Raw genomic sequence first — 23,476 nt, 5'->3', positions numbered from 1 at the left:
GGCAGGAGAGATGGAGCGGGCGGCGGGAATCGAACCCGCGTCTCTAGCTTGGAAGGCTAGGGTCTTACCATTACACAACGCCCGCGCTGCGCCCCTTTTAGCGCCCTGCGCGCGCACCTTCAAGTCGGATCGGCAAGGGGCGCGCGCAAATCCTCACCCTCGGCGCGATTAGAATTGACCTTTGGGTCCACGCGCCAAGCCTGCAACACGCCTTGCGCGCACGGATGCATCAAAAGCGCCGCGCCGCGCCCGTCCTCTCCCAGCCACTTCGACCAGTCTTCAGGCTCGAGAATCAGTGGCTCGCGGTGATGGATCGGTTCCAGCGTCGGCCCCGCGGCGACCGTCACCATCGCAACGCTGCGCAGGCGTTGCCCGTCATGTTCCCAATCTTGCCACAGCCCGCCAAACACCATCGGCTGCCCATCGCGGCGCGAGATATAATAGGGTAGCTTTGCCCCGGCCGCGCGATGCCATTCGTAAAACCCATCAGCAGGGATCAAACAGCGCCGGGTGCGGATCGCGGCGCGAAAGGCGGGTTTTTCGGCCACGGTTTCGGCGCGCGCATTGATCAAAAGCGGCCCTGCCGTCGGGCTGTCATACCAGTGGGGCAAAAACCCCCAGCGCATGGTTTCCAAATGGCGCGCCCCATCCTGCGCCGTGCAGACCGCCAGCGGCTGAGTCGGGCAGATGTTCAGCCGCGCGCCGCTTGGCAGATCATTGCCCGGCGTGGCCGAGAACAGTTGCGCCATCGCGTCAACCGGCAGCGTATTTGCGATGCGTCCACACATTCCTCCAGATTAGGGCGATCGCGCGCAGGCTCAAGCCCTGCTTGACCAGAGCGCCCCTTTGGGCCAAGAGAATGGCCATGTTGATATACAAGATCTTCCGTCGCCCCGAATGGGATGCGTTTGCCGAAGCGGGCCACACTTTGGGCGCGCCGATCGACCTGAACGATGGCTATATCCATTTCTCGACCGCCGCGCAGGTGGTGGAAACTGCGGCCAAGCATTTTGCCGAGATTTCCGATCTTGTGATCGTCGCCTTCAACCCTGATGCGATGGGCCCCGAATTGAAATGGGAGCCCTCGCGCGGCGATCAGCTCTTTCCCCATCTGTATCGCCCGCTGCAACTGAACGAAGTGATCTGGGATCACGCGCTGCCTCTAGGGGCGGCTGGGCATATTTTCCCCGAAGGATTGGTATGAGTGGAGTGATCGAACGTGCCGGTCTTGCCGTTCTGCATCGGCTGGACCCTGAGACCGCGCATGATCTGACGATCAAGGCGCTGCGCAGCGGTTTGCTGCCGCTGCCCGGCCCGGTCACCTCGGCGCGGCTGAAAACGGACTTGGCAGGGATCGGTCTGCTCAATCCGGTGGGTCTTGCGGCCGGGTTTGACAAGAATGCGCAGGCGGTTTCGCCGCTGATGCGGGCGGGGTTCGGCTTTCTCGAAGTGGGCGCCGCGACACCGCGCGCGCAAGAGGGCAACCCGCGCCCGCGCCTATGGCGGCTGAGTGCGGATCGCGCCGCGATCAATCGCTTTGGCTTCAACAATCAGGGGATGGAGGCGATCACCGCGCGCCTTGCCAAGCGCCCCGAGGGGATTCCCGTCGGGCTGAACTTGGGGGCCAATAAAGACGCCTCGGATCGCGCCGCCGATTTCGCCACCGTTCTGGCCCATGCCGGGCCGCATATTGATTTCGCGACCGTCAATGTCTCGTCGCCCAATACCGAACGGCTACGGGATTTGCAGGGCAAGGCGGCGCTGTCTGGGCTGCTTGCCGGGGTGATTGAAACCCGCGACGGGCTGGCGCGGCGCATCCCGGTTTTCCTGAAAATCGCGCCCGATCTGAACGCGGATGAGTTGGCTGAGATTGCCGAAGTGGCGCTGAGTTCGGGCATTGACGGGGTGATCGCGACCAATACCACGCTGGCGCGCTATGGCCTGCAAGACCCAACAGCGCCCGCGCAGGGCGGGCTGTCGGGCGCGCCCTTGTTTGAACGCTCGACCCGCATTTTGGCGCAGATGTCCCAGCTGACCGAGGGGCGCTTGCCGCTGATCGGCGTGGGCGGGATCAGCTCGGCGCAGGACGCCTATGACAAGATTTGCGCCGGCGCGAGTGCCGTGCAGCTTTACACCGCGATGGTGTTTTCCGGCCTCTCGCTGGCCGCAGATATCGCGCGCGGGCTGGATGAATTGCTGGAACGCGACGGGTTTGCCAGCGTGGCGGATGCCGTGGGCAGCGGGCGTGACAAATGGCTGTAACGCTTTGGCATAATCCAAGGTGTTCGAAATCGCGTCAGACTTTGGCGCTGCTAGAGGCACGCGGCGTGGCTGTGACGGTGCGCGATTATCAAAAATCGCCCCCCAGCCTGGCCGAGCTACAAGACGTGCTGCGCAAGCTGGGCCAACCGGCGGGCGCGCTGATGCGCTGGAAAGACAGCGATCTGGCCAAGGATTCCAGCGAGGGCGATATCCTTGCCGCGCTTGCCGCCAACCCGAAACTGATCGAGCGCCCGGTGGCAATCACCCAAAGCGCGGCGCGGATCGGGCGACCGCCCGAAGCTGTGCTGGAGATCGTGTAAGCGGCGGTTGCGCGTTCAGCCGTTGAGATCCTTGAGCAGGCGACCATGTTTGCGCAGCTCTTCCACCAGCGCGCCGAAGGTCCTCAAACCGCGCCCATGTAGCGCGGGCAGAAGTTTCAGAAATGCATCCGCCGTGGCGATCGTGTCACCGATGGCCGTGTGGCGCGCCTCCTCGGGGATAGTGATGCCAAGGCGGTGAGTCAGCGCATCCAGCGTATGGGTGTCGGACTGGCCAAAGACGACGGCCGAGAGCAGCACGGTGTCGAGCACCGGGTTGTCAAAACGTGCGCCGATCACCTCTTCTTTGCGGTGCAAAAACTCCATATCGAAAGGCGCGTTATGGGCGACCAACACAGCGCCTTGCGCGAAGGTGTGGAACCTGCGCCCCACTTCGGCGATATCGGGCGCGCCTTGCACCATCGCGTTTGAGATCCCGTGCACCGAAGTCGAAACCGCCGGGATCGAGCGGCCTGGATCAACCAGCGTGTCAAACACCTCGCCCTCGACACGGCGCCCATTGACGATGCGCACCGCGGCGATCTGCACGATCTCATCGCCTTCGCTGGGCAAAAGCCCCGTCGTTTCGGTGTCAAAGACCACGAAGGTCAGCTCCGAAAGCGGGCTGTTGGCAATCTCGGCCACGCGCTCGCGATCGAGGAGCTCAAAGTCATAGACCACCGCGCGCGGCACCGGTTTGGGGCGCGTGGTGACAAGGCGGGCCTCGCGCAGGGGCAGGCACAGGCGGGCGCGCCCCTCCGACATCTCCTCGGGCCAGATTTCAGCGGCATGAATGGCCAGCACGCGCCGCCCCGTCACATCCTCAAGCCCAACATCAAGCGCCATATCCAGCCAGCTTTCGAGATCAGAGATCGGGACCGGCGCGCCGACCCATTCCAAGGCGATCAAGGCGCCCGCCCCTTCTTGGGTGATCTCAAGGCGCAGATCTTGGCGCGGCGGCAATTGGCGCACGAGCATGGCCAAAAGCGCCACCATCTCAAAGCCCTCGCAGCGCAGCATCAGCGCCGAGGTGACAGGCAAGATCGTGCCGCCCTCGGCCTCGACGCGCGCCGCAACGGCTTGGCCCAGATCAGAGGCGCGGATCATCGCAAGCGGCCACCAATCGGCGCGATTGGACTCGTGGCGCTCAAAGAATTCATGAATCGCCCCCGACAGATCGGCAGCCTCGGATTGCGCAGCCGCGCGCACCGGATCGCGCGCGGCCCCCGTTGGCCCATCCTCGGCGGTGAGCACCCCGATCAGCGATTGCAGCGCAGCGGCGGGGCGGCGAATGCGGTCAAACAGCTCATCCATCAATTGCTCGCGCGCGGCGTGGCTGGCCATATCGCCCGACACATCGCGCAGCGTCAGCACATAGCCGGGCCGCTTGGCCAAGTGGTGATCCATACCCTCAGAGAGCAGCCGCATCCGCGCCGCCAAGACCTTACCATCATCGACCGTCGCACAGAGCAAATCCGAGGCCGCATCTGGGTCTTGCGTGGCCATCAGCCGTTCATAGGCATGCGCGATTGGGGCGGCGTGGAGATATTCAAACACCCGTCGATCCAGCCCCGGCGCATGGGCCGAGCCCAGCAGATCAACCGCCTGCCCGTTGTAAAAGGCAAGCTGGTGATCGGCGGTGCACAGCAACACCCCGACCGGCACATCTGACAGCAAGGCCTCAAGGCGTTCTTTCTCGCTGGCAAGCCGGGTGGTTTCACGCTGCACCGCCTCGCTCAGTGCATTTCGCGTCTCTGCGAGATGGCGCGTCACCGAGGCCGCCGCGGGCGCGAGATCGCCCAGATAGCGCGCGATCTTGTCGTCGAAATCGACACTGACATCGGCCGAACTGCGCGCACGCATCAAACCCGAGAGCCGCTCGATAGGTTTGGCGACATTTTCGTCAAACAGGAACCAGACCCACGCAATCAACCCCAGAATGGCAAAGCCCGCGACCGCCCCACCAATCACCATCGCGTTCAGCAAGTGTGGGTCGGCAATGCGGGTATAGCCAAACCAAAGCCCCGCGATCAGCGCCCCCAGATTGCCCAGCGCCAGCGCCCCGAAGAACAGGAAAACCCGTGTCCGAAGGCTGAGCTGGGTGAGGTCCATCAGGTGGTCTCCCCGTCCAGAATACGGTGCAGCTCGGCGCGCAATTCGCTGAGTTCAAAGGGTTTGGCGATAAAGCCATCCGCGCCCAGTGCCAGCCCCTTGCGCCGCTCCATCGCGGAGCCGCGCGCGGTCATCATCAGGATGCGCACATCCTCTAAGCCTTTGTCAGCGCGCACCTTCTGGCAGATTTCATAGCCCGACACCTCAGGCAGCATCACATCAAGCAGCACCAGATCGGGGCGCGACTCGCGGATCAGTTCCAAAGCCCCCCGCCCGGTGGCGATGCGCTCATGCGCATAGCCCTCGCGGCTCATGAGATAGTCGAGCGCGATGGCGATATTGTCCTCATCCTCTACGATCAGGACGCGCTGTTGTCTCTCCCCATCGGCCATGTCCTCATCCTTTCGAGCAGACCGCCCTTAGCCCCGGATCCTGTGCCGGAAGTTTCAACCATTGCGCGCCCGACAATGTGCCATCGGGCGCAAGCTTGGCACCCCCCAGCAGATCGGCGCGACTGTTGGTGGCACAATCATAGACTGTGGGCACCGTCTGTATCCGGCGCCAGCGCCCGATCAGCAGCATATCCGTTTGCGCCAGTTGCGGCGCGCTCGCGATAGGGTGGGTGACCTTGTCGCTATCCAGCGCCATGAACCGCACAACCATCGGGAACAGATAGCTCCAGGGCCGCCACGGCACGCTTTCATCAACCTCTTGCAAGACGACCACCGACTTGGGCATTCCGGCGCGCATATGCGAATACCAAGTGTATTCGATCCAGATTGAGTACACGATGATCGTCGCACCCGCCGCCGCTGGCATCACCCATTTCGCCAAGGGCACGCCGCGGTATTTCTTGCTGAGATGGCTGATCAAGAACACGATCAGCCCGACAAAAAGTGCCGCCGCGATAGTCGATATGAAATCGTTGAGCATAGATCCTCCCTAGCCGACCGCGCCTAATCCATGCCCGGCAGCCGATTGCATTGTACGCACCACAACGAAGGCGTCGCGCAAATGCGAGCGTTCGAAATCCGACAGGTCGGACGGTGCGAGATAATTGTCGGGCTTGCGCCCGGAACGTACCAGATGCGCCTGATTTTCCAGCCGCATCGAGGCGATCAGATCATAGGCCTCGATCAGGTCGCGCGCGCCCGAATGCGACAGCACGCCTGCCGCCTCGGCCTCTGCCAGCCGGGCGCGGGTGTTCACAACGCTCAGGCGGGCTTGCAGCGCATAGATGCGCGCCAGATCGGTGACCGGCACCACGCCGTTGTGTTTCATGTCGATATGGTTGCGATACTCGCCTGAGCGGATCGTGGCAAAGCCGCGCAGCAGCCCCAAGGGCGGCGCATGTTTCAGGCTGTTGGCGATCATATGGGCCACGAAGATCGAGTTCTTCGAGGCGCGCGTCAGCGTCTCGGCCTGCAGCTCGGTGAACAGGCTTGCGCCATTGCCCCCGATCGCGCGCAGATCAAACATCACCGAGGCCAGCATTTGCGCCTCGGGGTTGGCCTTGGAAATCCAGCCGTCGAAATAGCTCCGCCAGACCCGGACCGGCTGACACCAGCGCGGGTTCGTCGCCATCATGTCACCGGGGCAATAGACATAGCCGCAGGCATCCAGCCCGTCCGAGACGATCTTGGCGAGCGCGCGGAAATACACCATGTCGGCCTCGGTCACAGCGTCATCAAGGAAGAGGCAATTGTCCTGATCGCTCACCCCGGTCTGTTCCTGCCGTCCCTGACTGCCACAGGCCAGCCACAGATAGGGCACGGGCGGCGCGCCAAGCTCTGCCTCGGCCAATGCCAGCAAGCGGCGCGTTACCGCATCGGCGATATCGGTGATCAGGCGCGTCACCACCTCATGGGCGTTATGCCCGCCCACCAGTTGCACCAAAAGCTGCGGGATTTGTGCCGTCACCAAGGCCATTTCGGCGACGTTGCTTGCCGCTGCCACATCGCGGATCAGCACCGCAGACGAGACCGCCTGAAACCGCGTCAGATCGGTCTGGGTGACCATACCCACAAAGCGCCCGTGATCGGTGATCGGCAGATGGCCAACGCGGTGTTCCAGCATGATATGCAGCAGATCCGTACCCAGCCCCTCGGGCGTCAGCGTCACCGGATCGGGCGTCATCACGGCGCTGACGGGCGTGTCGGGCGCGCGCCCCTCGGCCAGCACTTTGTTGGACAGATCGCGCACCGTGATGATCCCTTTCAGCGCCCCCTCTGGCCCGGTCACACCAAGCGAGGAAACATGCTGGTCGCGCATCATCTGCGCCGCCTTGGTCACGGTTGTTTCGGGCGCGCAGGCAATCGGGTCGCGCGCCAACAGATCGGCGACCTTGAGCGTGGCGATGGAATGGGTGCGGGTCTCTCCGCCGCGCGAACGGTTAAAAAAGCGCGCGAAGGCCGGGGTATCTTCTGACAGGGCGCGAAAGTCTTGTGCGGGCAACATTAGCAGCACGGTTTGCGCACTGGCCTTGGCCGTGGTCGCAGCCAGCCCGTCGCGCATCAGCCCCCGCTCACCAAAGCTGTTGCGCGGCCCCAGAATGGAGACCAGCGCACCGTTCTGATCGGTCACTTCGACTGCGCCGCGTTTGATCAGATACAGGCCCTCAAGCGGCGCGTGATAGGAATAGATCACATCGCCTTCGGCGTATTCCATGCGGCGGAAAGAACTGGCGACACGCTCCAGCTCATTGCGCGGCAGGTTGTCATAAGGGTGAACGCCTTCGAGAAATGCGAGGATCGGGGTCAGATCGACGTTCATGATCTTGGTCCTTTTGGGGGAAGAGGCGCCCCGTTGCAGGGCGCCCCTCGGTCGTTCGCAAGTCTTGGGCAAAGCTTACACCCTGCCCAAGCCAAAGTCTCAGTGGTCCGTCGCCGCACCGGCCCCTTTGGGGATACGGATCGATTCCACCAGTTCCTGGATATCTTGCGGGGTCTCTTTGGTCATGCCCGACACGATGAACGCAGTCGCGAAGTTGAGAACCGCACCGATCACACCGAACGAGGTCGATTTGATCGACAAGATCATCGGGTTTGCATCCGAGAAGCTTGCGGTATCGGCCACGAAGAACCAGCCCTTGTGCAGGAAGATGTAGACCAGCGTGGTCGTCAGACCCACCAGCATCCCTGCCACGGCACCCGAGTTGTTGATCTTCTTGGAGAAGATCCCCATCATCAAAGCCGGGAAGATCGAGCTGGCCGCCAGACCGAAGGCCAAGGCCACCGTCTGCGCTGCAAAGCCCGGAGGGTTGAGACCCAGATAGGTCGCGACCGCAATCGCCACACCCATCGAGATCCGCGCCGCCAGTAGCTCACCTTTTTCCGAGATGCCGGGGTTGATCTGCGATTTGATCAAGTCGTGGCTGACAGCCGAAGAAATTGCCATCAGCAAGCCCGCAGCCGTGGACAGAGCAGCCGCCAGACCACCTGCTGCCACCAGCGCGATCACCCAGCCCGGAAGGTTGGCGATTTCGGGGTTGGCAAGCGTGATGATGTCACGGTTCACGTCCAGCTCGTTGGTGTCGGGATTGGCATTATACTCGATCATGCCATCGCCGTTCTTGTCCTCGATTTTCAACAGACCGGTTTTTTCCCAGTTCCGAACCCAAAGGTCCTGCGGAGCGGTTTGGATCTGGCTCAACTCTACCGCCGGCTGGCTGACGCCATTGGGGTAGAAGGTGTTGATCAGGTTCAGACGCGCCATCGCCCCCACAGCCGGAGCGGTGAGATAGAGCAGCGAGATGAACACCAGCGCCCACCCAGCAGAGCTGCGCGCATCAGCGACAGTCGGCACGGTGAAGAAGCGCACGATGACGTGGGGCAGACCGGCGGTGCCGATCATCAGCGTCATGGTGAACAGGAACATGTTGAGGGTGGTATCGTGCATCCCGGTATAGGATTTGAAGCCCAGCGCCTCGACCGTGTCGTTGAGGGTCGAGAGGATCGGCATCCCGGTGTTCACGTCATTGGAGAACAGGCCCAATGCCGGGATCGGATTGCCCGTCAGTTGCAGCGAGATGAAGATCGCCGGGATCGTGTAGGCGATGATCAGCACGACATATTGCGCCACCTGCGTATAGGTGATGCCTTTCATGCCGCCCAGAACCGCATACAAGAACACGATGGCCGCACCGATAAAGAGGCCGGTGGTGTTATCGACCTCCAAGAAGCGCGAGAACGCCACGCCCACACCCGTCATCTGACCGATAACATAGGTGATCGAGGCGATGATCAGGCAGATCACGGCCACGGTACGCGCTGTTTGGCTGTAGAAACGGTCGCCGATGAATTCCGGCACGGTGAATTTGCCGAATTTGCGCAGGTAAGGCGCGAGCAGCATCGCAAGCAGCACATAGCCACCAGTCCAGCCCATCAGGTAGGTCGATGCGTCATAGCCACTAAACGCGATGATACCGGCCATCGAGATGAACGACGCCGCCGACATCCAGTCAGCGCCGGTTGCCATCCCGTTAAGCACCGGATGCACGCCGCGACCTGCTGCGTAAAATTCCGCAGTCGAGCCCGCTCGGGCCCAAATTGCGATGCCGATGTAAAGCACGAAGGTCGCGCCAACCACCAGCAGGTTCAGAGTAAACTGATCCATATCCCTCTAGTCCTCCCTAGATGTTCTTATTCTTCGACGCCGTGTTCGCGGTCCAGTTTGTTCATCCGCCACGCATAGGTGAAGATGAGAACCAGAAACACGAGCACTGCACCTTGCTGAGCGAACCAGAAGCCCAGATCAGTGCCGCCGATCTTGATGCCCGCAAGCATCGGACGCAGCAAAATGCCAAACCCGAAGGAAACGACAAACCAGATCACCAGAAACAGCTGGATGGTCCGGATATTCGCCTTCCAATAGGCGTTGGACGAGGATTTGTCCGCCATGAGCGTAACTCCCTTTCGTTTTCTCCAGACGGGCCCCTCATGGGCCCGCCCCTCCCGTAGTCAGGTCGAGACGCGCGCAACGATCGACCCCAAATCCGCAGCGATCTTGTCAATGGAGCCCATCGCGTCGATCTCTTGCAGAACACCGAGCGCCCGGTAATGAGCGATCAGCGGCGCCGTTTGCGCGTGATAGGCTTCTAGCCTGGCACGCGCCGTCTCGGCGTTGTCGTCGGCCCGGCGTTTGAATTCCGTGCCGCCGCATTTGTCACAAACGCCCGCAACTGCGGGCTGTTTGAATTCGTCATGATAGCCTTCGCCGCATTTGGCGCAGGTATAGCGGCCCGCAACGCGCGTGATCATCGCCTCGTCATCAACTTCAAGGCTGATCGCGGCGTTCACATTTTGGCCGGTGTAGTGCAGCAGCTTATCGAGATCCGCCGCCTGCCCCGCCGTGCGCGGAAACCCGTCAAGGATGATCCCACGCGCCACATCGGGCTGGGCAAGACGGTCGCGCAGGATGGCCAGCACGATCTCATCGCTGACCAGACCGCCCTCTTCCATCACCGCCTTGGCAGCCTTGCCTGCGGGCGTGCCCTCGGCGACCGCTGCGCGCAGCAAGTCACCGGTGGACAACTGCACCAAGCCGAACTTTTCCTCGAGCATGCGGGCCTGCGTGCCCTTGCCTGCCCCCGGAGGGCCAAGCAGGATCAGAACGGCGCTTTTTGCGTCAGTCATCGCCTCTCCTCCCTTGGCCATCACTTGACGCCGCGGTTTTCGATCAACTCCTCGACCACCGACGGATCGGCCAGTGTCGAAATGTCCCCCAACGAGCCGAAATCATTCTCGGCGATCTTGCGCAGAATGCGGCGCATGATCTTGCCCGAGCGGGTTTTCGGCAGGCCCGGAGCCCATTGGATGATGTCGGGTTTGGCAATCGGACCGATCTCGGTGCGGACCCATTTTTCAAGCTCTTTGCGCAGTTCTTCGGTGGGTTCGACATCGTTCATCAAGGTGACATAGGCGTAGATGCCCTGACCTTTCAGCTCGTGGGGATAGCCAACGACGGCGGCCTCGGCGACAGCCTGGTGCGCGACCAGCGCGGATTCGACTTCGGCCGTGCCCATCCGGTGACCCGAGACGTTGATCACGTCATCAACGCGCCCGGTGATCCAGTAATAGCCATCCTTGTCGCGACGACAGCCATCACCGGTAAAGTAATAGCCGCGATATTGGCTGAAATAGGCTTCTTGGAAGCGCTCGTGATCGCCCCAAAGGGTGCGCATCTGGCCCGGCCAGCTATCAGAGATACACAGCACGCCCTCGGCCTCGGTTTCATCCTGACGCTGCGCGGTTTGCGCATCCAGAATAACCGGTTTGACGCCAAAGAAGGGGCGCGTTGCCGAGCCCGGTTTGGTCGCAATCGCGCCGGGAAGCGGGGTCAGCATGTGGCCGCCCGTTTCCGTCTGCCAGAACGTATCGACGATCGGGCATCTGCCCTTGCCGATATGCTGATCATACCAAGCCCATGCCTCGGGGTTGATCGGTTCACCGACCGAGCCCAGCACCTTGATCGAGGACAGATCGTATTTCTCGACCCATTCCTTGCCCTGCCCCATCAGCGAGCGGATCGCGGTGGGGGCGGTATAGAACTGGCTGACCTTGTGCTTTTCGCACACGGCCCAGAAGCGGCCCGCATCGGGATAGGTCGGCACGCCTTCAAACATGATCGTGGTCGCGCCATTGGCCAGCGGACCATAGACGATATAGCTGTGGCCGGTGACCCAGCCGACATCGGCGGTGCACCAGAACACGTCGCCATCGTGATAGTCGAACGTGTATTGATGCGTCATCGAGGCATAGACGAGATAGCCGCCCGTCGTGTGCACCACGCCCTTGGGCTTGCCCGTCGAGCCAGAGGTATAGAGGATGAACAGCGGGTCTTCGGCGCTCATCGGGCGCGGCGGACATTCGGGCGAGACGTTATCCATCAGCGCCTTCACATCGACATCGCGGCCCTGAATCCAGCTCGTCTGATCGCCGGTATGCTTGACCACAAGGCAGCGCACCTTGTCCGAGCAATGCAGCAATGCGGCATCGGCATTCGCCTTGAGCTGCGTGCGACGCCCGCCACGCGGGGCACTGTCAGCGGTGATCACCAGCTTGGCGCCGCAATCGTTGATCCGGTTGGCCAGCGCATCGGGCGAGAAGCCAGCGAACACGATGGAATGGATCGCGCCGATGCGCGCACAGGCCAGCATCGCATAAGCGGCCTCGGGGATCATCGGCAGATAGATCACCACACGGTCGCCACGCATCACGCCTTGGCTTAGCAGGACGTTGGCAAAGCGATTCACCTTTTCGGACAGCTCGCTATAGGTGATATGCAGCGCCGGGGTTTCGGGATCATCGGGCTCAAAGATGATAGCGGTCTGAGAGCCGCGCGTGGCCAAATGGCGATCAACGCAGTTCACCGAAGCATTGAGCACGCCATCCTCGAACCATTTGATCGAGACATTGCCGTAGGTGAAATCGGTGTTCTTCACCTTGGTGAACGGGGTGATCCAATCCAGGCGCTGCGCCTCGCGGGCCCAGAACTTGTCAGGCGTATCGATCGATTCCTGATACATCGCGCGATATTTCGCAGCATCCGCATGTGCGTTCTCAAAGCCCGGCGGAATTTCTTTTAGGTCCGGGATTTGATGCGCTTGTTCCTGAGCAGCCATTGGCTTCCTCCCACAATTTCATGTCGCGGCGCGGCGCCGCCTCCTGCCCGCGACGCCGCCGCAGGCACTTTACCCCCGCTAAGTGTAACCCATACGTTAAGTTTCATGTAACCCCCTTTATGTATTAGATTTTTCTGTAAATTATTTGACAGCGTTTGCGCTAACTTTGTAAAGTTAGCAAATTATGTCAAAAAATAGGCAAGCCGTTTCAATCGCTTGGCTGTTGAGAGCTTAGAAAATCTGTGGGGTTTGCAAATTGACCGGGAGGTCAAGGTTTTAGCGGCGCGCGAAATCGGCCCGGTTAGATGACGCGCGCGTGATTCGAGCTCAGAGCGGGGCGGGGAGGATATCCACACCCGCCTGCGCCAGCCCATAGGCGTTCAGCGCCTGCACGATATCGGGGCGGGCATTCACGATCACCAGCGCCCCACCCCGGCGCTGCAACTGCTTCGCAAGCGTTGCAATCATTTGCACGCCCGTGGAGTCGATGAAACTTACCTCGGCCACGTCGATCTCGACCACGCGCGGGCGCTGTGCGATCCGCGTCAAGATCGTGCCCAAACGCGCGACAGAACCGAAAAACACCATCCCGTGCAGCCGGTAGCGCAGCACGTCGGGGTCTTGCGCCTCGGGGTTATCGGCCGCCGGTGCGCTGCCTTCACGCAGCTGCGCCAGCTCGGCCATATGGCGAATGAACACCAGCCCGCCCAGTGCAAAGCCCAGCACGATTCCCTCGGCCAGATCGCGGAAGGTCACGACAAGGAACGTCACCCACAACACCAGCGCATCGCCGCGCGAGGCCCGCGTCAGCGCTGCAAATTCATGCCGCTCGATCATGTTCCACGCCACGATCCCCAGCAGCCCCGCCAAGGCGGCCAGCGGAATGCTTCCCGCCAAGGGCGCGGCCACCATCATCGTCGCCAGCAAGATCACCGAATGCGCAATCCCCGCGATGGGCGAGCGCGCGCCAGCCCGCACATTGGTTGCGGTGCGCGCAATCGTGCCGGTCACGCAGATGCCGCCAAACAGCGCCGATCCGATATTGGCGATGCCCTGTGCCACCAACTCCATATCCGAGCGATGCTGCCCGCCGCTCATCCCGTCAGCCACCATCGCCGATAGCAGCGATTCAATCGCGCCCAACAGCGTGAAAGACAGTGCCCAAGGCAGTGCCGTGCTGACCTTGTCCCAGCTCAGATCGGGGAGTGCGGGGGCGGGGAGAAAACGGGGCAATTCGCCGAATTTGCTGGCGATGGTTTCCACCGGCAGGCCCGCCAGCGCGGTGATCAACGTGACCAAAGCCACCGCGATCAACAGCGAGGGCAAGCGCGGCGCAAACCGCTTGAGCCCGACAATCAGCGCAATCGTTGCAAGCGCCACAGCAATCGCCATCGGGCTGGCAGTGCCTCGCGCACCCCAAAGTGCCGCGATTTTTGGCAAGATCGGTCCTGGCTCACCGCCCGGCAGGGACAGGCCCAACATGTCTTTGAACTGGCTGGCAAGGATGATCACCCCGATCCCGGTGGTGAACCCGACGGTCACCGGATAGGGCATGAACCGAATGTAGCCCCCCAGCCGCAACACGCCCAGCAGGGCAAGCATCACACCCGATAACAGCGTCGCCAGCACCAAGCCAGACACGCCCGTTTGCATCACGCACGCCGCGACCAGCACGATGAACGCCCCTGCCGGCCCGCCAATCTGAAACCGTGATCCGCCAAAAGCCGAGACCAGCGCGCCACCCACGATCGCGGTGACAAGCCCCCGTTCGGGCCCCACCCCCGAGGCAATCGCAATCGCCATCGACAACGGAAGCGCCACGATGGCCACCGTCAGCCCCGCGACCAGATCGGCACGCAGATCGCGCAGCCCATAGCCTTCGGCCAACGCGGTTAATAATTTGGGACGCAAAGGAACATGCGGCATGCCAGAGACACCCGCCTTCCCGGCCTGGGTTGTTTCACTCATGATGGGACGCTAACTATGATTATGTGGCGCCAACAAACGCCTCGCATTCGGGCTTGTCAAGCGCACCACCGAGAGAAAATGCCCCAATCCCCGATCCGCCCCACCGATGACGACGCGTGCACTCTGGCGCGAAACCTGATCGCGGCGGCGACATTCGGGGCGCTGGCGGTAAATGACGCCAATAGCGGCTTTCCCGCTGTGAGCCGCGTTGCGATTGGAACAACACCCGGAGGAGAGATCGCGACACTGGTCTCGGGGCTTGCGGCGCATACGGGCGCGCTGCTGGCTGATCCGCGTGCCGGGCTGCTGCTGGGCGAGCCGGGGGAGAAGGGCGACCCGCTGACCCATCCGCGTCTGTCGCTGCGCATCTTGGCCGATCAGATCGGGCGCAATGAAGTGCGTTTTGCGGCGCTGCACGCGCATTGGCTGGCGACCCATCCGAAATCGAAACTTTATATCGACCTGCCCGATTTCACCTTCTTCGTCCTGCGCCCGCAATCGGGTGCACTGAATGGCGGCTTTGGGCGCGCCTGGCAGCTCAGCGCGCATGATTTGGCACCCACCAGCTGAACGAAAGGCGCGCGAGGGTTCCCCCCCGCGCGCCACCGCCTCACCCCAATCGCCGCACCGAAGCCCGGCTTGCAATCAGATCGGAGTGTCCATCCGCAGCACGATCTGCATTCGCCCTTTGGTCGCCTCAGGCCAGTTGATCGTCGCAAGCGTCTTGCTTGCCCCCTGTTCGACCGCCACATAGGGCATCGCTTCGATCCGCGTCCCCGAGGCGTTGCGCACCATCCCCTCGGCCACGAGCCCCTGACAATTGCGCGCCCAGCCGCCAAAGGGCAGATAGTCGCTTGGATCGACCGTCCAGACCGATTGCGCACTGGATTGGTTGACCTCAAGGACCACCGGATTTTGCGTTATGCTATTGATAGCGTTAAACATATTGCCTTCAAAGGTGATATTGCGCATCCGCGAGCGATCCAGATCGGCAAATGTCGTATCGATCCGCTCGATCCGGTCGACATTGCCATTGAGCGATTTGAACACATTGTTCGCCACGCTCAAACCCTGCACGAAATGCCCCGCCCCATAGGGCTTGATGGACAGCCAGGTAAACCACGGCGCGACATTGATGCACACACAGGTATTGCCCGTCAGCGTCAGCCCGCCAAAGCTGTATTCATTGGCGAAACCGGGATCGGCGTCGTGTTCATTGGTCCACTCGATCACCGAGTTGTCGATGTAATTGCCCGTCACCGCTGCCTGCACATTGGTCTGGGTGAACACCAACCCGGCGACCCGCACACCCGCAGTTTCTTCATCGCCCTGAAACCAGTGATTGCCGACAATCAGATGACCTGAGCCATTCAGAACGAAGGTCGTCCCGAACCGCACGAAACGCGAATCCCGGATCTTGCTGTCATTGGCATTGACGTTGAGCACGACCGATTTGCGATCTTGCGCCGGCGTCAGCATTTCGTCTGACAGGAACTGGCAACCATCGACCAGCAAATCCTGACAGCCCCGCCCAATCGAAGTGATCCCGCGATCCTTGGGCCGCACCACATATGAATCGCGGATCTGCGTCATCTGCCCATCCGGCGCCAGCATCAGACAGCTTGCCGCGCCATTGCATAGGAATTCGACATTGGCGATGTTGAACCGGTCCAACTTATCCATACCCGAGAAATCCAGCACATATTGATAGCGCGTGAAGGTGTAATTGCGCGTGCCCGACCCGCCATAAAGCGGCTGCGAGAGATACAACGTCCCCGCGCCGATATTGACCGATTTCACATAGACCTCGCGGCCCACACCGCTGCCCGTGATATGCGCGCCCACCGGGATATTGGCGATATTGGCGACATTGGTCAGCTGCATGGATTGCGCGCTGGAATAGGTCGCCTGCGAGGTCACAACCTGATCATTCCAAACGGGCCCCTCAATCACGTTGAACTGACCGTTCTGCAGAATCCGCCGGTTCGAAAAGCTCGACAGGTCCGGGGCAATCTCATCAATCCGGATCGGTGCGGAAATCTCGACGCGCCGCCCCTTCAGGTCCAGCACATTGTGATCGGTATAGCCAAACAGCGCCTGCAACGCCTTCTTGAACCCAGCCTCTTCGTCGCCAAAAGCCTCGGCATAGGTCGGGAAATCAAATGAAGACAGCAGCGCCAACTTGGCGGCGACCGGCATCACCAAAGTGCCCACGAACTTGATCGGCGCCTTGATCGAAATCGTGGAGCCAAGGAAATAGCTGCCCTCCGGCACCACGATCTCACGGCCCGCTGCGGCCTGATCCGCGGCCACGAAAGCGGCCGAGTCATCGGTCGTCCCGTCACCAACCGCGCCGTAATCGCGCACATCGACCCAATCCATCATGTCGCGCAGGAAGGCGTCAGTCACATCCTCGATCTGGATGTCATCAATGCGCACGACACCGCCATTGGCCCCGGTCATATCCAGCCCGAAATAGCCGTCATGGGGCTGCATTCCCCAGACCATATCGACACCCGCCCGGTTGCCAGTGCCAACAATCGCAGAGACCTCGACAATCTCGCCATAGCTGAGCAGCGCAACGCTAGGTCCAACCTCGTTCAGCCCGCTGATATGCGCACCGCTTGCACTGACCGCATAACCCGCAATCCGCACCGAAGGCAGGTTGCCACTCATCGCTTTCACCCGCGCCGAGATTTTCAGGTAGGTCCCCGGCAGGATCGGCGTTTTGACCATTGCGCGCAGCTTTTGCGTGCTCTGTGTTTTGAGCAGCTCCAGACAGCCGGAAAAATCCGCATCCGCTGGCACAAAGGCCGCATTCGCTGCATCCTCATAGGTGGTTGAGCCCGGCGTGCCGTTCTCGCTCGACCATTGATCCAGCCCTTCATCGAAAGCGGGCGGGGTCAACACCAGCCCATCGGTAATCGCCACGTTCATCAGCAATCCTCTTGTTCCTGTTCCCGCCCACCCGGCACGGCGCATCGGCCCAAAGGCCCAGGCGCGTGGATCGCTCCACTCTGGCTGCCATGGCCTGGGGATACTCGTGCTGGGGATCGACCGAAGCGCGCGCCTCGGCCCAACAAGAGCTAGAGGAGAAGGTTAAAGAAGTGCTGAGAGCACCGTGCGCCGTCCCTTGGGAGCCGCACAAACGCAAACCGCCCGCGCGATCTGCACGGGCGGTTCTGATCGTGGTCTCGCTGTGCGTTAAGCGACCAGTTCACCTGCCAAGGCCCGGTCGATCAGCGCGATCGTTTCATCAACACCGTATAGTGCGATGAACCCGCCAAAACGCGGGCCTTGCGAGGCACCCAATAGCACCTCGTAAAGCGCCTTGAACCAATCGCGCAGTGGCTCAAACCCATGCTCCTTGCCCACTGCGAAAACGATCGTTTGCAACGCATCTGCGGGGTCTTCAAACTGCACATGCAGATCTGTTTTCGGCAGTGCAGCCAATTGATTGCGCAGATCTTCGATTGCCGCGCGCTCAAGATCGCTGGGTAGGCGGAACTGGCGCTCGGGGGCGACAAAATCGGTAAAGTAGCGCACTGCGAAGCCCGCCGCCTGATCCAGATCGGGATGGGTTTCGGGCGTGGCATCGGGCGCATAACGCTTGATGAACCCCCACAGCCCCTCCTTGTCGCTCGACCCGGCAACGCTTGCGAGGTTCAGCAGCATCGAGAACGGCACAACCATGTGGCTTTCAGGCGGTTGGCCACCATGAATGTGCCAGACCGGATTATTGGCTTGCTTTTCAGCATCCTGATCGGGAAAGGCGCGCAGCTGCTGGTGGTATTCATCCACCGCTTTCGGGATCACATCGAAATGCATCCGCTTGGCGGTCTTTGGCTTGAGATACATGAAATAGCTCAGGGATTCGGTCGAGGCATAGGTCAGCCATTCATCAATCGACAGCCCGTTGCCTTTCGATTTGGAAATCTTCTCACCATTGGAATCCAGGAACAGCTCATAGGTGAAATGCTCGGGCGCACGTCCCCCCAGAACCCGGCAAATCCCGTCATAGATCGGCGTGTTCGTCGAGTGATCCTTGCCGTACATCTCGAAATCGACATCGAGCGCCGCCCAACGCATGCCGAAATCGGGCTTCCATTGCAGCTTCACATTGCCACCCGTGACCGGCAGCGTCCATTCGCGCCCGTCCTCGTCGTCAAAGGTCACCGTGCCGTTCTTGGCGTTGACCTCTTTCATCGGCACATACAAAACGCGCCCCGTTTCGGGATGGATCGGCAGGAAACACGAATAGGTCTGCTGACGCTCTTCGCGCAAACTTTTCAACATGATGGCCATGATGTCATCATAGCGCTCCGCCGAACGGATCAGCATGTCGTCGAACTTGCCGGATTTGTAATACTCGGTCGCGCTCGCGAATTCATACTCGAACCCGAACGTATCGAGGAACCGGCGCAACATCGCGTTGTTATGATCGCCAAAGCTCGGGTATTCCCCGAACGGGTCGGGCACCGAAGTCAGCGGCTCTTGCTCGTGCTTGCGCAGCATGTCCTGATTGGGCACGTTCGTCGGCACTTTGCGCATCCCGTCCATATCGTCGGAAAAGCACAGCAATTTCGTAGGGATATCCGAGATCACCTCGAAGGCGCGCCGGATCATCGTGGTGCGCGCAACCTCGCCAAACGTGCCAATATGGGGCAGCCCCGAGGGCCCGTAACCCGTCTCAAACAGCACGTATCCCTTCTCGGGATCCTTCTTCTCGTAGCGTTTAAGCAGCCGACGCGCCTCCTCAAAGGGCCAGGCCTTGGAAGTCATCGCAGCGTCACGCAAGCTCGTCATAGCACACCTCATCGCGGCGCGCCCATCGCGCCCACTCGCGCCCCACCTATTGCGGCGCGCGCTCACAGTCAATAATTTGCACCCTGAACCCCTAGCAGGAGCCTCCCCTTGCCCGATATTTTGTCCTCGCTCTCGTCCCAAGACGCCCTGATCGCGGTAATGGTCGCCATTTCCGCCGCAGATGAGCATGTGCCCACCTCCGAACTCATCGCAATCAACCGCATCATCGACCACATGCCGATCTTTGCCAGCTACGACATCGACCGCGCCGCGCGCGTGTCGAAATCGGTCTATGCGTTATTTGAAGAAGAAGACGGGCTGGAGGCGCTGTTTGGCCTGATCCGCGCGGCCTTGCCCGAACGTCTGTATGAAACCGCCTATGCGCTGGCTTGCGATGTGGCCGCCGCCGATGGCACGATCCGCCAGACCGAGCTGCGCATGCTCGAGGAAATCCGCAGTGAATTGGCCATCGACCGACTGCATGCGGTGGCTATCGAACGCGGGGCGCGGGCGCGACATATGACTCTTTGAGGCAGCGTTAACCGCGTCGAAACCGGGCTATGCTAGAAACCTCTGCAACACTTGTTTTCAGAGGTTTCTATGCGCCTTCTCCGCTTGTTTTTCACTTGCCTGTTTGCGCTCGGCCTTTCCCTGCCCGTCGTCGCGCAACAGCGCAGCGCAGATGAGATCGACAAGCTACGCATGGATATCGCGGGGCGCCAACGGCTGCTGAGCCAGCGAATGACCGCAGCGGCCTGCTTCCTCACCCTCGGCATCGACCGCGAAAGACAGATCCAAATTCTCACGCAATCGCTCGATCTGTTTCGTGTCTCTCTGGACCATCTGGAAACGGGCGCCCCGTCGATGGGATTGCCCCCGATCGATGGGGTGTTCGCACGCATCGCGCTGCATGAAAGCCGGATGATCTGGGGTCCCTATCGCAATCTGGCGACCCAGATCCGGGACCAGCGTAGCGCTGACAAAACAGACGCGCAGACCCTGCTTGGCCGACTTGTCCGGCTCGAACCGATCTTGCTTGCCACCTCGCAATCGGTGGTGGGCGCGCTTGAACGCGCAAGAGCGCCTCAATCAGGTGCACATCTTGTGGAAATCAAACTTGCCGGGCGGCAACGCATGCTGTCGCAGGCCATCATCAAGGACATCTGCCTACTCGCCGCGACTCATGGCGCAAATGGCAGCGCCGAGGCACATATCAGCCAAATTCGGACGAAAACCGACTTGTTTGAGAAAACCGGATATGCCCTGCGCAGAGGAATTGCCGCAGACACGCCCGATCCGCCCGCGCCCGACACGTTCGAGGCTTTGGTGCAGGCACATTACGCCTGGAGCGATCTGATTTATCTGCTGGAGCCCGCAGCCGCGGACACCTCGCTGTCAAACACAGCACTTTTCGACGTTGCGCATCTCTACGAAGACCTGCTGCCCCGCCTTGAAGAGGTCGTGTGGGCCTATGTGAATGGCTGATCAAGCACCGTAAACCGCCGCCCAGCGCTGCAAAAGTTGACTTTGCAATATCTTGGAGCGTCTGACCCAGTCGCGCTGACCGGGCGGGCGCTCTTGCCCCAGAGTGCGCCGACGTTGCGCCAGATCGGCGGTGAAAATCGCAAAGACCAACTCTGTCCCGTCTGGCGCCGTCATATAGCCCGCCAAAGTCGAAACGAAATCCAGCGTACCGGTCTTGGCATCCACCGCAAACGGCTGCGTTTTCATCGGTTTGCCGCTCGCATCGCGCAGCTTGAAAGGCTTCATCAAAACCCGCAGCCCCATTGGCGCGCCCAACACCCGCAGCGCCGTGACCATATCACCGGGCGCAATTTTCGCGTCGGCCCGCAGCCCCGAATGATCCGTGAACCGCGCCGAGCGGGTGCCCGTGCGCGCGCTCAACCAATTTGCCATCGCCTTGCCCGACGCCGCAAGCGAGCCTCCCGCACCCTGTCGCGCACTCGCTGTCAAACCCACGGCCTCGGCCGTCAGATTGGTTGAATATTTCATCATTGCGCGCAGCAGTGGCGACAGCGCGTCGCTCGCCTGCGTCACCAACACATCCCCGCCGGGCATACGCGAAATACTTTGCGCTTGGGGCAGCGGCACCCCTTGGGCACGCGCAAGCGTCTGAAACACATCTCCCGTATAAGCAGCCGGGTCACGCACGGGCAACCAGCGACTGCCGCCCCGCCCAAGCGCCTTCGAGGCAACGGTCCATTGCTCAATCCCGCCGCGGTCGGAATAGGTAAACAGCGGCTTGGCCCGATCAACGATCGCTGCCTTGGCCGTGTAGGCGGGCGGCTGGGCGGTCTTGCCGCGCGCATCCATGCTCAGCGCCCAACCATTGCCCGCGCGTTTCCACTGAAAATGCACCCGGTTGTAGTTCAGCATCAGCCCCGAAAGCGCCGGATTATACCCCGCATAAATCGGCTGATCATCGGCAATCTCGCGCGTGTACGGCAAGGCTCCCGACCACGTCAAATACCGCCCTGTCACACCGCGCACGCCCTTCGCAGCCAGTTGCTGGGCCATCGCGGCCAGATCATCGGTGCTCAGAGTCGGATCACCGCCCCCTGCCAAGATCAAATCGCCCTGAATGATCCCACCCACAATCGGACCGGTTGCAATCACATGCGTGCCAAATCGAAACTGCGACCCAAGGGTCTCTAGCGCATAAAGCGAGGTGATCGTCTTGAGCGCCGATGCGGGCGGCATGGCCTTGTTCGCACCACGGCTTTCAAGCACCTGCCCCGTGCGCAGATCCGCCAGAACAAACGCCACATCGCCGCTCAGCCCCGCGCCCCGGATCAGGGCTGCACTGGACGCCATCGCGGTTTGTGCGCGCAGACCCGATGGCAGCGCCATCACCGCCGTTCCCGCGAAAAGGCCTCTGATTACTCTTCGCCGTGACAGCTTAATCATGTTTTGATTCCCATGCGCGCACCTGCGAAACCCTAGCGCAGGGCCAAGCGCAGCTTCAAGCGGGCATGGCGCTTATCTGCGCGGCCAAATGCCCTGCGCCCGGATCGCGCTGGAGGACAGCGGCGACATCGGTATGTTCACAAAAGACCACGCCGGGGTCTGCATATCGCCAAGCGCATGGGCGGCGCGGGCGGGCAGTTCGAACTGCGCATAAATGCGCGCCGCACGCGCGGTGCGTCCACGCATCCGCCAACCCGGGCGCGCCAGAATTCCCACCGGAACCCGATCCATGATGTCGCGCCAATGATCCCATTGATCAAACTGCACCAAATTATCCGCGCCCATCAGCCAGACAAAGCGCACACCCGGATAGATAGCTTGCAGATGCGCCAGCGTGTCGGCGGTAAAGCGCGTGCCAAGACGCGCCTCAATATCAGTAATCACGACGCGCGGGTCCTGTATGACCTGCGCGGCCTGAGCGATGCGTTGCGCCATCGGCGCTGGCCCGGCGCGCTTAAGCGGATTGCCGGGGCTGATCATCCACCACACCTGATCCAGGCTAAAGCGTCGCAACGCCTCGCGGGTGATCAGCGCATGGCCGCTATGGGCGGGGTCAAACGACCCGCCCAGAATGCCAATGCGCATCCCCGGCCGTGCGATGGGAAACCCTTGTCTCATAGGCTGCCCTTAGCCGAACAAGACGGGCAAACGAAAGAGAAATCTGCGTTTCGCGCTGCGGGAGCGATCCGCTTGGCGCCTAAGTTTCGACCCCGTCTAACTCCCGATACATCAAACAACACCCTCGCCCAGCCTCTTTGGCGGCATAGGTCGCAGTATCTGCGTCGACAAGCATACGCTCCATCTCGGGCGGAGAATAATCGAGCGACATAACCACACCAAGCGAACCTGAAATCAGACACTCGCGCCCTTCGTGCCATTTCGGCTCTTGCAGACGATCTATGATCCGTGCCGCCAAGTGTTTGACCTGTTCTGGCGTCATCACGCCGCGCAAAAGCAGCAAAAATTCATCGCCACCCATCCGGCCAGCCAAATCGCCTGCGCGCATCTCCTCGTGCAATATCCGCGCAACCGCGAGCAACACGTAGTCGCCCGCAGCATGGCCCAGCGTGTCATTGACCGATTTGAAATAGTCGAGATCAATCTGGATTAACGTGAACGGCGCGCCGCCTTGTGCCGCCCCGGCAATCGCTTGCGCCAAAGCGGCCTCCATCGCGCGTCGGTTGGCCAGACGTGTGAGCGGATCGGTCAAGGCCTGCGTTTCCGCCTGTTTGCGCGCTGCATCGAGACGCTCTGTAAGCGCGCGCAACTCTTGCATCACCAGCGATTTCGCCTCTTGCAGATAGAGCAATTCCATCGCCAGATCGGCGGGCGAAAAATCGCGCTCGGTCAGGGCAAATGTCGCAACAGCTTCCTGCAGATGAAATCCGAAACTGAGGTTGAT

At 61.2% G+C, this 23,476-nt stretch carries 21 protein-coding genes and 1 tRNA gene; 6 read left to right on the top strand and 16 right to left on the bottom strand.

Annotation, left to right across the window (positions count from 1 at the left end):
- Positions 1-11: 11 nt before the first annotated feature.
- Positions 12-85, bottom strand: a tRNA-Gly gene (locus QZ571_RS08685).
- Positions 86-119: 34 nt separating this feature from the next.
- Complete coding sequence (locus QZ571_RS08680; protein ID WP_295533529.1) at positions 120-788, bottom strand: SOS response-associated peptidase; 669 nt, start codon at positions 786-788, stop codon at positions 120-122.
- Positions 789-865: 77 nt separating this feature from the next.
- Here QZ571_RS08680 and QZ571_RS08675 point away from each other — a divergent pair, with 77 nt between their 5' ends.
- From QZ571_RS08675 to arsC, 3 genes are read left to right on the top strand one after another with little or no spacing between them, the layout of a single operon-like run.
- Positions 866-1,204, top strand: coding sequence for a DUF952 domain-containing protein (locus tag QZ571_RS08675; protein ID WP_295533527.1), 339 nt, complete (start codon positions 866-868; stop codon positions 1,202-1,204).
- Entirely contained in the window at positions 1,201-2,262 is a 1,062-nt protein-coding gene (locus QZ571_RS08670) for a quinone-dependent dihydroorotate dehydrogenase (protein ID WP_295533525.1), read from the top strand. Before QZ571_RS08675 ends, QZ571_RS08670 begins: the two co-directional genes overlap by 4 nt.
- On the top strand, positions 2,253-2,582 hold the full coding sequence (arsC, locus tag QZ571_RS08665) for an arsenate reductase (glutaredoxin) (protein ID WP_295533524.1): 330 nt from the start codon (positions 2,253-2,255) through the stop codon (positions 2,580-2,582). Before QZ571_RS08670 ends, arsC begins: the two co-directional genes overlap by 10 nt.
- 15 nt (positions 2,583-2,597) lie before the next feature.
- On the opposite strand, the gene QZ571_RS08660 is transcribed toward arsC, so the two are convergent.
- The 9 genes from QZ571_RS08660 to QZ571_RS08620 all read right to left on the bottom strand — a co-directional run bounded on the left by QZ571_RS08660 (position 2,598) and on the right by QZ571_RS08620 (position 14,238).
- Positions 2,598-4,691: an exonuclease domain-containing protein gene (locus QZ571_RS08660; RefSeq protein ID WP_295533522.1), complete on the bottom strand. Its 2,094-nt coding sequence runs from the start codon at positions 4,689-4,691 to the stop codon at positions 2,598-2,600.
- Entirely contained in the window at positions 4,691-5,083 is a 393-nt protein-coding gene (locus QZ571_RS08655; protein WP_295533520.1) for a response regulator, read from the bottom strand. The genes QZ571_RS08660 and QZ571_RS08655 overlap by 1 nt, the downstream gene beginning before the upstream one ends.
- 4 nt (positions 5,084-5,087) lie before the next feature.
- Positions 5,088-5,624: a hypothetical protein gene (locus QZ571_RS08650; RefSeq protein ID WP_295533518.1), complete on the bottom strand. Its 537-nt coding sequence runs from the start codon at positions 5,622-5,624 to the stop codon at positions 5,088-5,090.
- Positions 5,625-5,633: 9 nt separating this feature from the next.
- On the bottom strand, positions 5,634-7,463 hold the full coding sequence (locus tag QZ571_RS08645; protein ID WP_295533515.1) for a DUF294 nucleotidyltransferase-like domain-containing protein: 1,830 nt from the start codon (positions 7,461-7,463) through the stop codon (positions 5,634-5,636).
- Positions 7,464-7,562: 99 nt separating this feature from the next.
- Complete coding sequence (locus QZ571_RS08640; RefSeq protein WP_295533513.1) at positions 7,563-9,305, bottom strand: sodium:solute symporter family protein; 1,743 nt, start codon at positions 9,303-9,305, stop codon at positions 7,563-7,565.
- 26 nt (positions 9,306-9,331) lie between these two features.
- The gene (locus QZ571_RS08635; RefSeq protein WP_295533511.1) at positions 9,332-9,589 is read right to left on the bottom strand and encodes a DUF4212 domain-containing protein; all 258 of its coding nucleotides are present in this window, start codon (positions 9,587-9,589) and stop codon (positions 9,332-9,334) included.
- Between the two features lie 60 nt (positions 9,590-9,649).
- Positions 9,650-10,324: an adenylate kinase gene (locus QZ571_RS08630; protein ID WP_295533509.1), complete on the bottom strand. Its 675-nt coding sequence runs from the start codon at positions 10,322-10,324 to the stop codon at positions 9,650-9,652.
- 20 nt (positions 10,325-10,344) lie between these two features.
- Positions 10,345-12,312, bottom strand: coding sequence for an acetate--CoA ligase (gene acs, locus QZ571_RS08625; protein WP_295533507.1), 1,968 nt, complete (start codon positions 12,310-12,312; stop codon positions 10,345-10,347).
- 327 nt (positions 12,313-12,639) lie between these two features.
- Positions 12,640-14,238: a SulP family inorganic anion transporter gene (locus tag QZ571_RS08620; protein ID WP_295533641.1), complete on the bottom strand. Its 1,599-nt coding sequence runs from the start codon at positions 14,236-14,238 to the stop codon at positions 12,640-12,642.
- Positions 14,239-14,358: 120 nt separating this feature from the next.
- Here QZ571_RS08620 and QZ571_RS08615 point away from each other — a divergent pair, with 120 nt between their 5' ends.
- The gene (locus QZ571_RS08615; RefSeq protein WP_295533505.1) at positions 14,359-14,850 is read left to right on the top strand and encodes a HugZ family protein; all 492 of its coding nucleotides are present in this window, start codon (positions 14,359-14,361) and stop codon (positions 14,848-14,850) included.
- Positions 14,851-14,925: 75 nt separating this feature from the next.
- Here the strand turns inward: QZ571_RS08615 and QZ571_RS08610 are convergent, their stop codons facing one another.
- Both QZ571_RS08610 and QZ571_RS08605 read right to left on the bottom strand, forming a co-directional pair.
- Positions 14,926-17,217 carry a glycosyl hydrolase family 28-related protein gene (locus tag QZ571_RS08610; protein ID WP_295533503.1) on the bottom strand — a complete coding sequence of 764 codons (2,292 nt, stop codon included), beginning with the start codon at positions 17,215-17,217 and terminating at the stop codon, positions 14,926-14,928.
- Positions 17,218-17,484: 267 nt separating this feature from the next.
- Positions 17,485-19,086: a lysine--tRNA ligase gene (locus QZ571_RS08605; protein WP_295533501.1), complete on the bottom strand. Its 1,602-nt coding sequence runs from the start codon at positions 19,084-19,086 to the stop codon at positions 17,485-17,487.
- Positions 19,087-19,194: 108 nt separating this feature from the next.
- Between QZ571_RS08605 and QZ571_RS08600 the strand changes: the two genes are divergently transcribed.
- Together QZ571_RS08600 and QZ571_RS08595 are read left to right on the top strand one after the other, a co-directional pair.
- On the top strand, positions 19,195-19,617 hold the full coding sequence (locus tag QZ571_RS08600; RefSeq protein ID WP_295533499.1) for a tellurite resistance TerB family protein: 423 nt from the start codon (positions 19,195-19,197) through the stop codon (positions 19,615-19,617).
- A gap of 69 nt (positions 19,618-19,686) precedes the next feature.
- On the top strand, positions 19,687-20,571 hold the full coding sequence (locus QZ571_RS08595; protein WP_295533497.1) for a type IV pili methyl-accepting chemotaxis transducer N-terminal domain-containing protein: 885 nt from the start codon (positions 19,687-19,689) through the stop codon (positions 20,569-20,571).
- Here the strand turns inward: QZ571_RS08595 and dacB are convergent, their stop codons facing one another.
- From dacB to QZ571_RS08580, 3 genes are all read right to left on the bottom strand, one after another.
- Positions 20,572-21,957 (bottom strand): D-alanyl-D-alanine carboxypeptidase/D-alanyl-D-alanine-endopeptidase, encoded by a 1,386-nt coding sequence (gene dacB / locus QZ571_RS08590; RefSeq protein ID WP_295533495.1) that lies wholly within the window; start codon positions 21,955-21,957, stop codon positions 20,572-20,574. It lies immediately after the preceding gene.
- Between the two features lie 129 nt (positions 21,958-22,086).
- The gene (locus QZ571_RS08585) at positions 22,087-22,692 is read right to left on the bottom strand and encodes a nicotinate-nucleotide adenylyltransferase (protein WP_295533493.1); all 606 of its coding nucleotides are present in this window, start codon (positions 22,690-22,692) and stop codon (positions 22,087-22,089) included.
- Between the two features lie 79 nt (positions 22,693-22,771).
- Positions 22,772-23,476, bottom strand: a 705-nt coding sequence (locus QZ571_RS08580; RefSeq protein WP_295533491.1) for a GGDEF domain-containing protein, incomplete at its 5' end; no start/stop codon positions are given.

Origin of the sequence: uncultured Thioclava sp. (genome assembly GCF_913064665.1) — a bacterium.
GTDB classification, from domain to species: Bacteria; Pseudomonadota; Alphaproteobacteria; order Rhodobacterales; family Rhodobacteraceae; genus Thioclava; species Thioclava arctica.
Note: the sequence above shows the minus strand (reverse complement) of the source record. Positions and strands in the feature narration are given on the sequence as shown.

Excerpts from the sequence above, each read along its gene's own strand:
- QZ571_RS08680 (WP_295533529.1), bottom strand. The coding sequence starts at position 788 with ATGTGTGGACGCATCGCAAATACGCTGCCGGTTGACGCGATGGCGCAA.
- QZ571_RS08675 (WP_295533527.1), top strand. The coding sequence starts at position 866 with ATGTTGATATACAAGATCTTCCGTCGCCCCGAATGGGATGCGTTTGCC.
- QZ571_RS08670 (WP_295533525.1), top strand. The coding sequence starts at position 1,201 with ATGAGTGGAGTGATCGAACGTGCCGGTCTTGCCGTTCTGCATCGGCTG.
- arsC (WP_295533524.1), top strand. The coding sequence starts at position 2,253 with ATGGCTGTAACGCTTTGGCATAATCCAAGGTGTTCGAAATCGCGTCAG.
- QZ571_RS08660 (WP_295533522.1), bottom strand. The coding sequence starts at position 4,691 with ATGGACCTCACCCAGCTCAGCCTTCGGACACGGGTTTTCCTGTTCTTC.
- QZ571_RS08655 (WP_295533520.1), bottom strand. The coding sequence starts at position 5,083 with ATGGCCGATGGGGAGAGACAACAGCGCGTCCTGATCGTAGAGGATGAG.
- QZ571_RS08650 (WP_295533518.1), bottom strand. The coding sequence starts at position 5,624 with ATGCTCAACGATTTCATATCGACTATCGCGGCGGCACTTTTTGTCGGG.
- QZ571_RS08645 (WP_295533515.1), bottom strand. The coding sequence starts at position 7,463 with ATGAACGTCGATCTGACCCCGATCCTCGCATTTCTCGAAGGCGTTCAC.
- QZ571_RS08640 (WP_295533513.1), bottom strand. The coding sequence starts at position 9,305 with ATGGATCAGTTTACTCTGAACCTGCTGGTGGTTGGCGCGACCTTCGTG.
- QZ571_RS08635 (WP_295533511.1), bottom strand. The coding sequence starts at position 9,589 with ATGGCGGACAAATCCTCGTCCAACGCCTATTGGAAGGCGAATATCCGG.
- QZ571_RS08630 (WP_295533509.1), bottom strand. The coding sequence starts at position 10,324 with ATGACTGACGCAAAAAGCGCCGTTCTGATCCTGCTTGGCCCTCCGGGG.
- acs (WP_295533507.1), bottom strand. The coding sequence starts at position 12,312 with ATGGCTGCTCAGGAACAAGCGCATCAAATCCCGGACCTAAAAGAAATT.
- QZ571_RS08620 (WP_295533641.1), bottom strand. The coding sequence starts at position 14,238 with ATGCCGCATGTTCCTTTGCGTCCCAAATTATTAACCGCGTTGGCCGAA.
- QZ571_RS08615 (WP_295533505.1), top strand. The coding sequence starts at position 14,359 with ATGCCCCAATCCCCGATCCGCCCCACCGATGACGACGCGTGCACTCTG.
- QZ571_RS08610 (WP_295533503.1), bottom strand. The coding sequence starts at position 17,217 with ATGAACGTGGCGATTACCGATGGGCTGGTGTTGACCCCGCCCGCTTTC.
- QZ571_RS08605 (WP_295533501.1), bottom strand. The coding sequence starts at position 19,086 with ATGACGAGCTTGCGTGACGCTGCGATGACTTCCAAGGCCTGGCCCTTT.
- QZ571_RS08595 (WP_295533497.1), top strand. The coding sequence starts at position 19,687 with ATGCGCCTTCTCCGCTTGTTTTTCACTTGCCTGTTTGCGCTCGGCCTT.
- dacB (WP_295533495.1), bottom strand. The coding sequence starts at position 21,957 with ATGGCGCTGCCATCGGGTCTGCGCGCACAAACCGCGATGGCGTCCAGT.
- QZ571_RS08585 (WP_295533493.1), bottom strand. The coding sequence starts at position 22,692 with ATGAGACAAGGGTTTCCCATCGCACGGCCGGGGATGCGCATTGGCATT.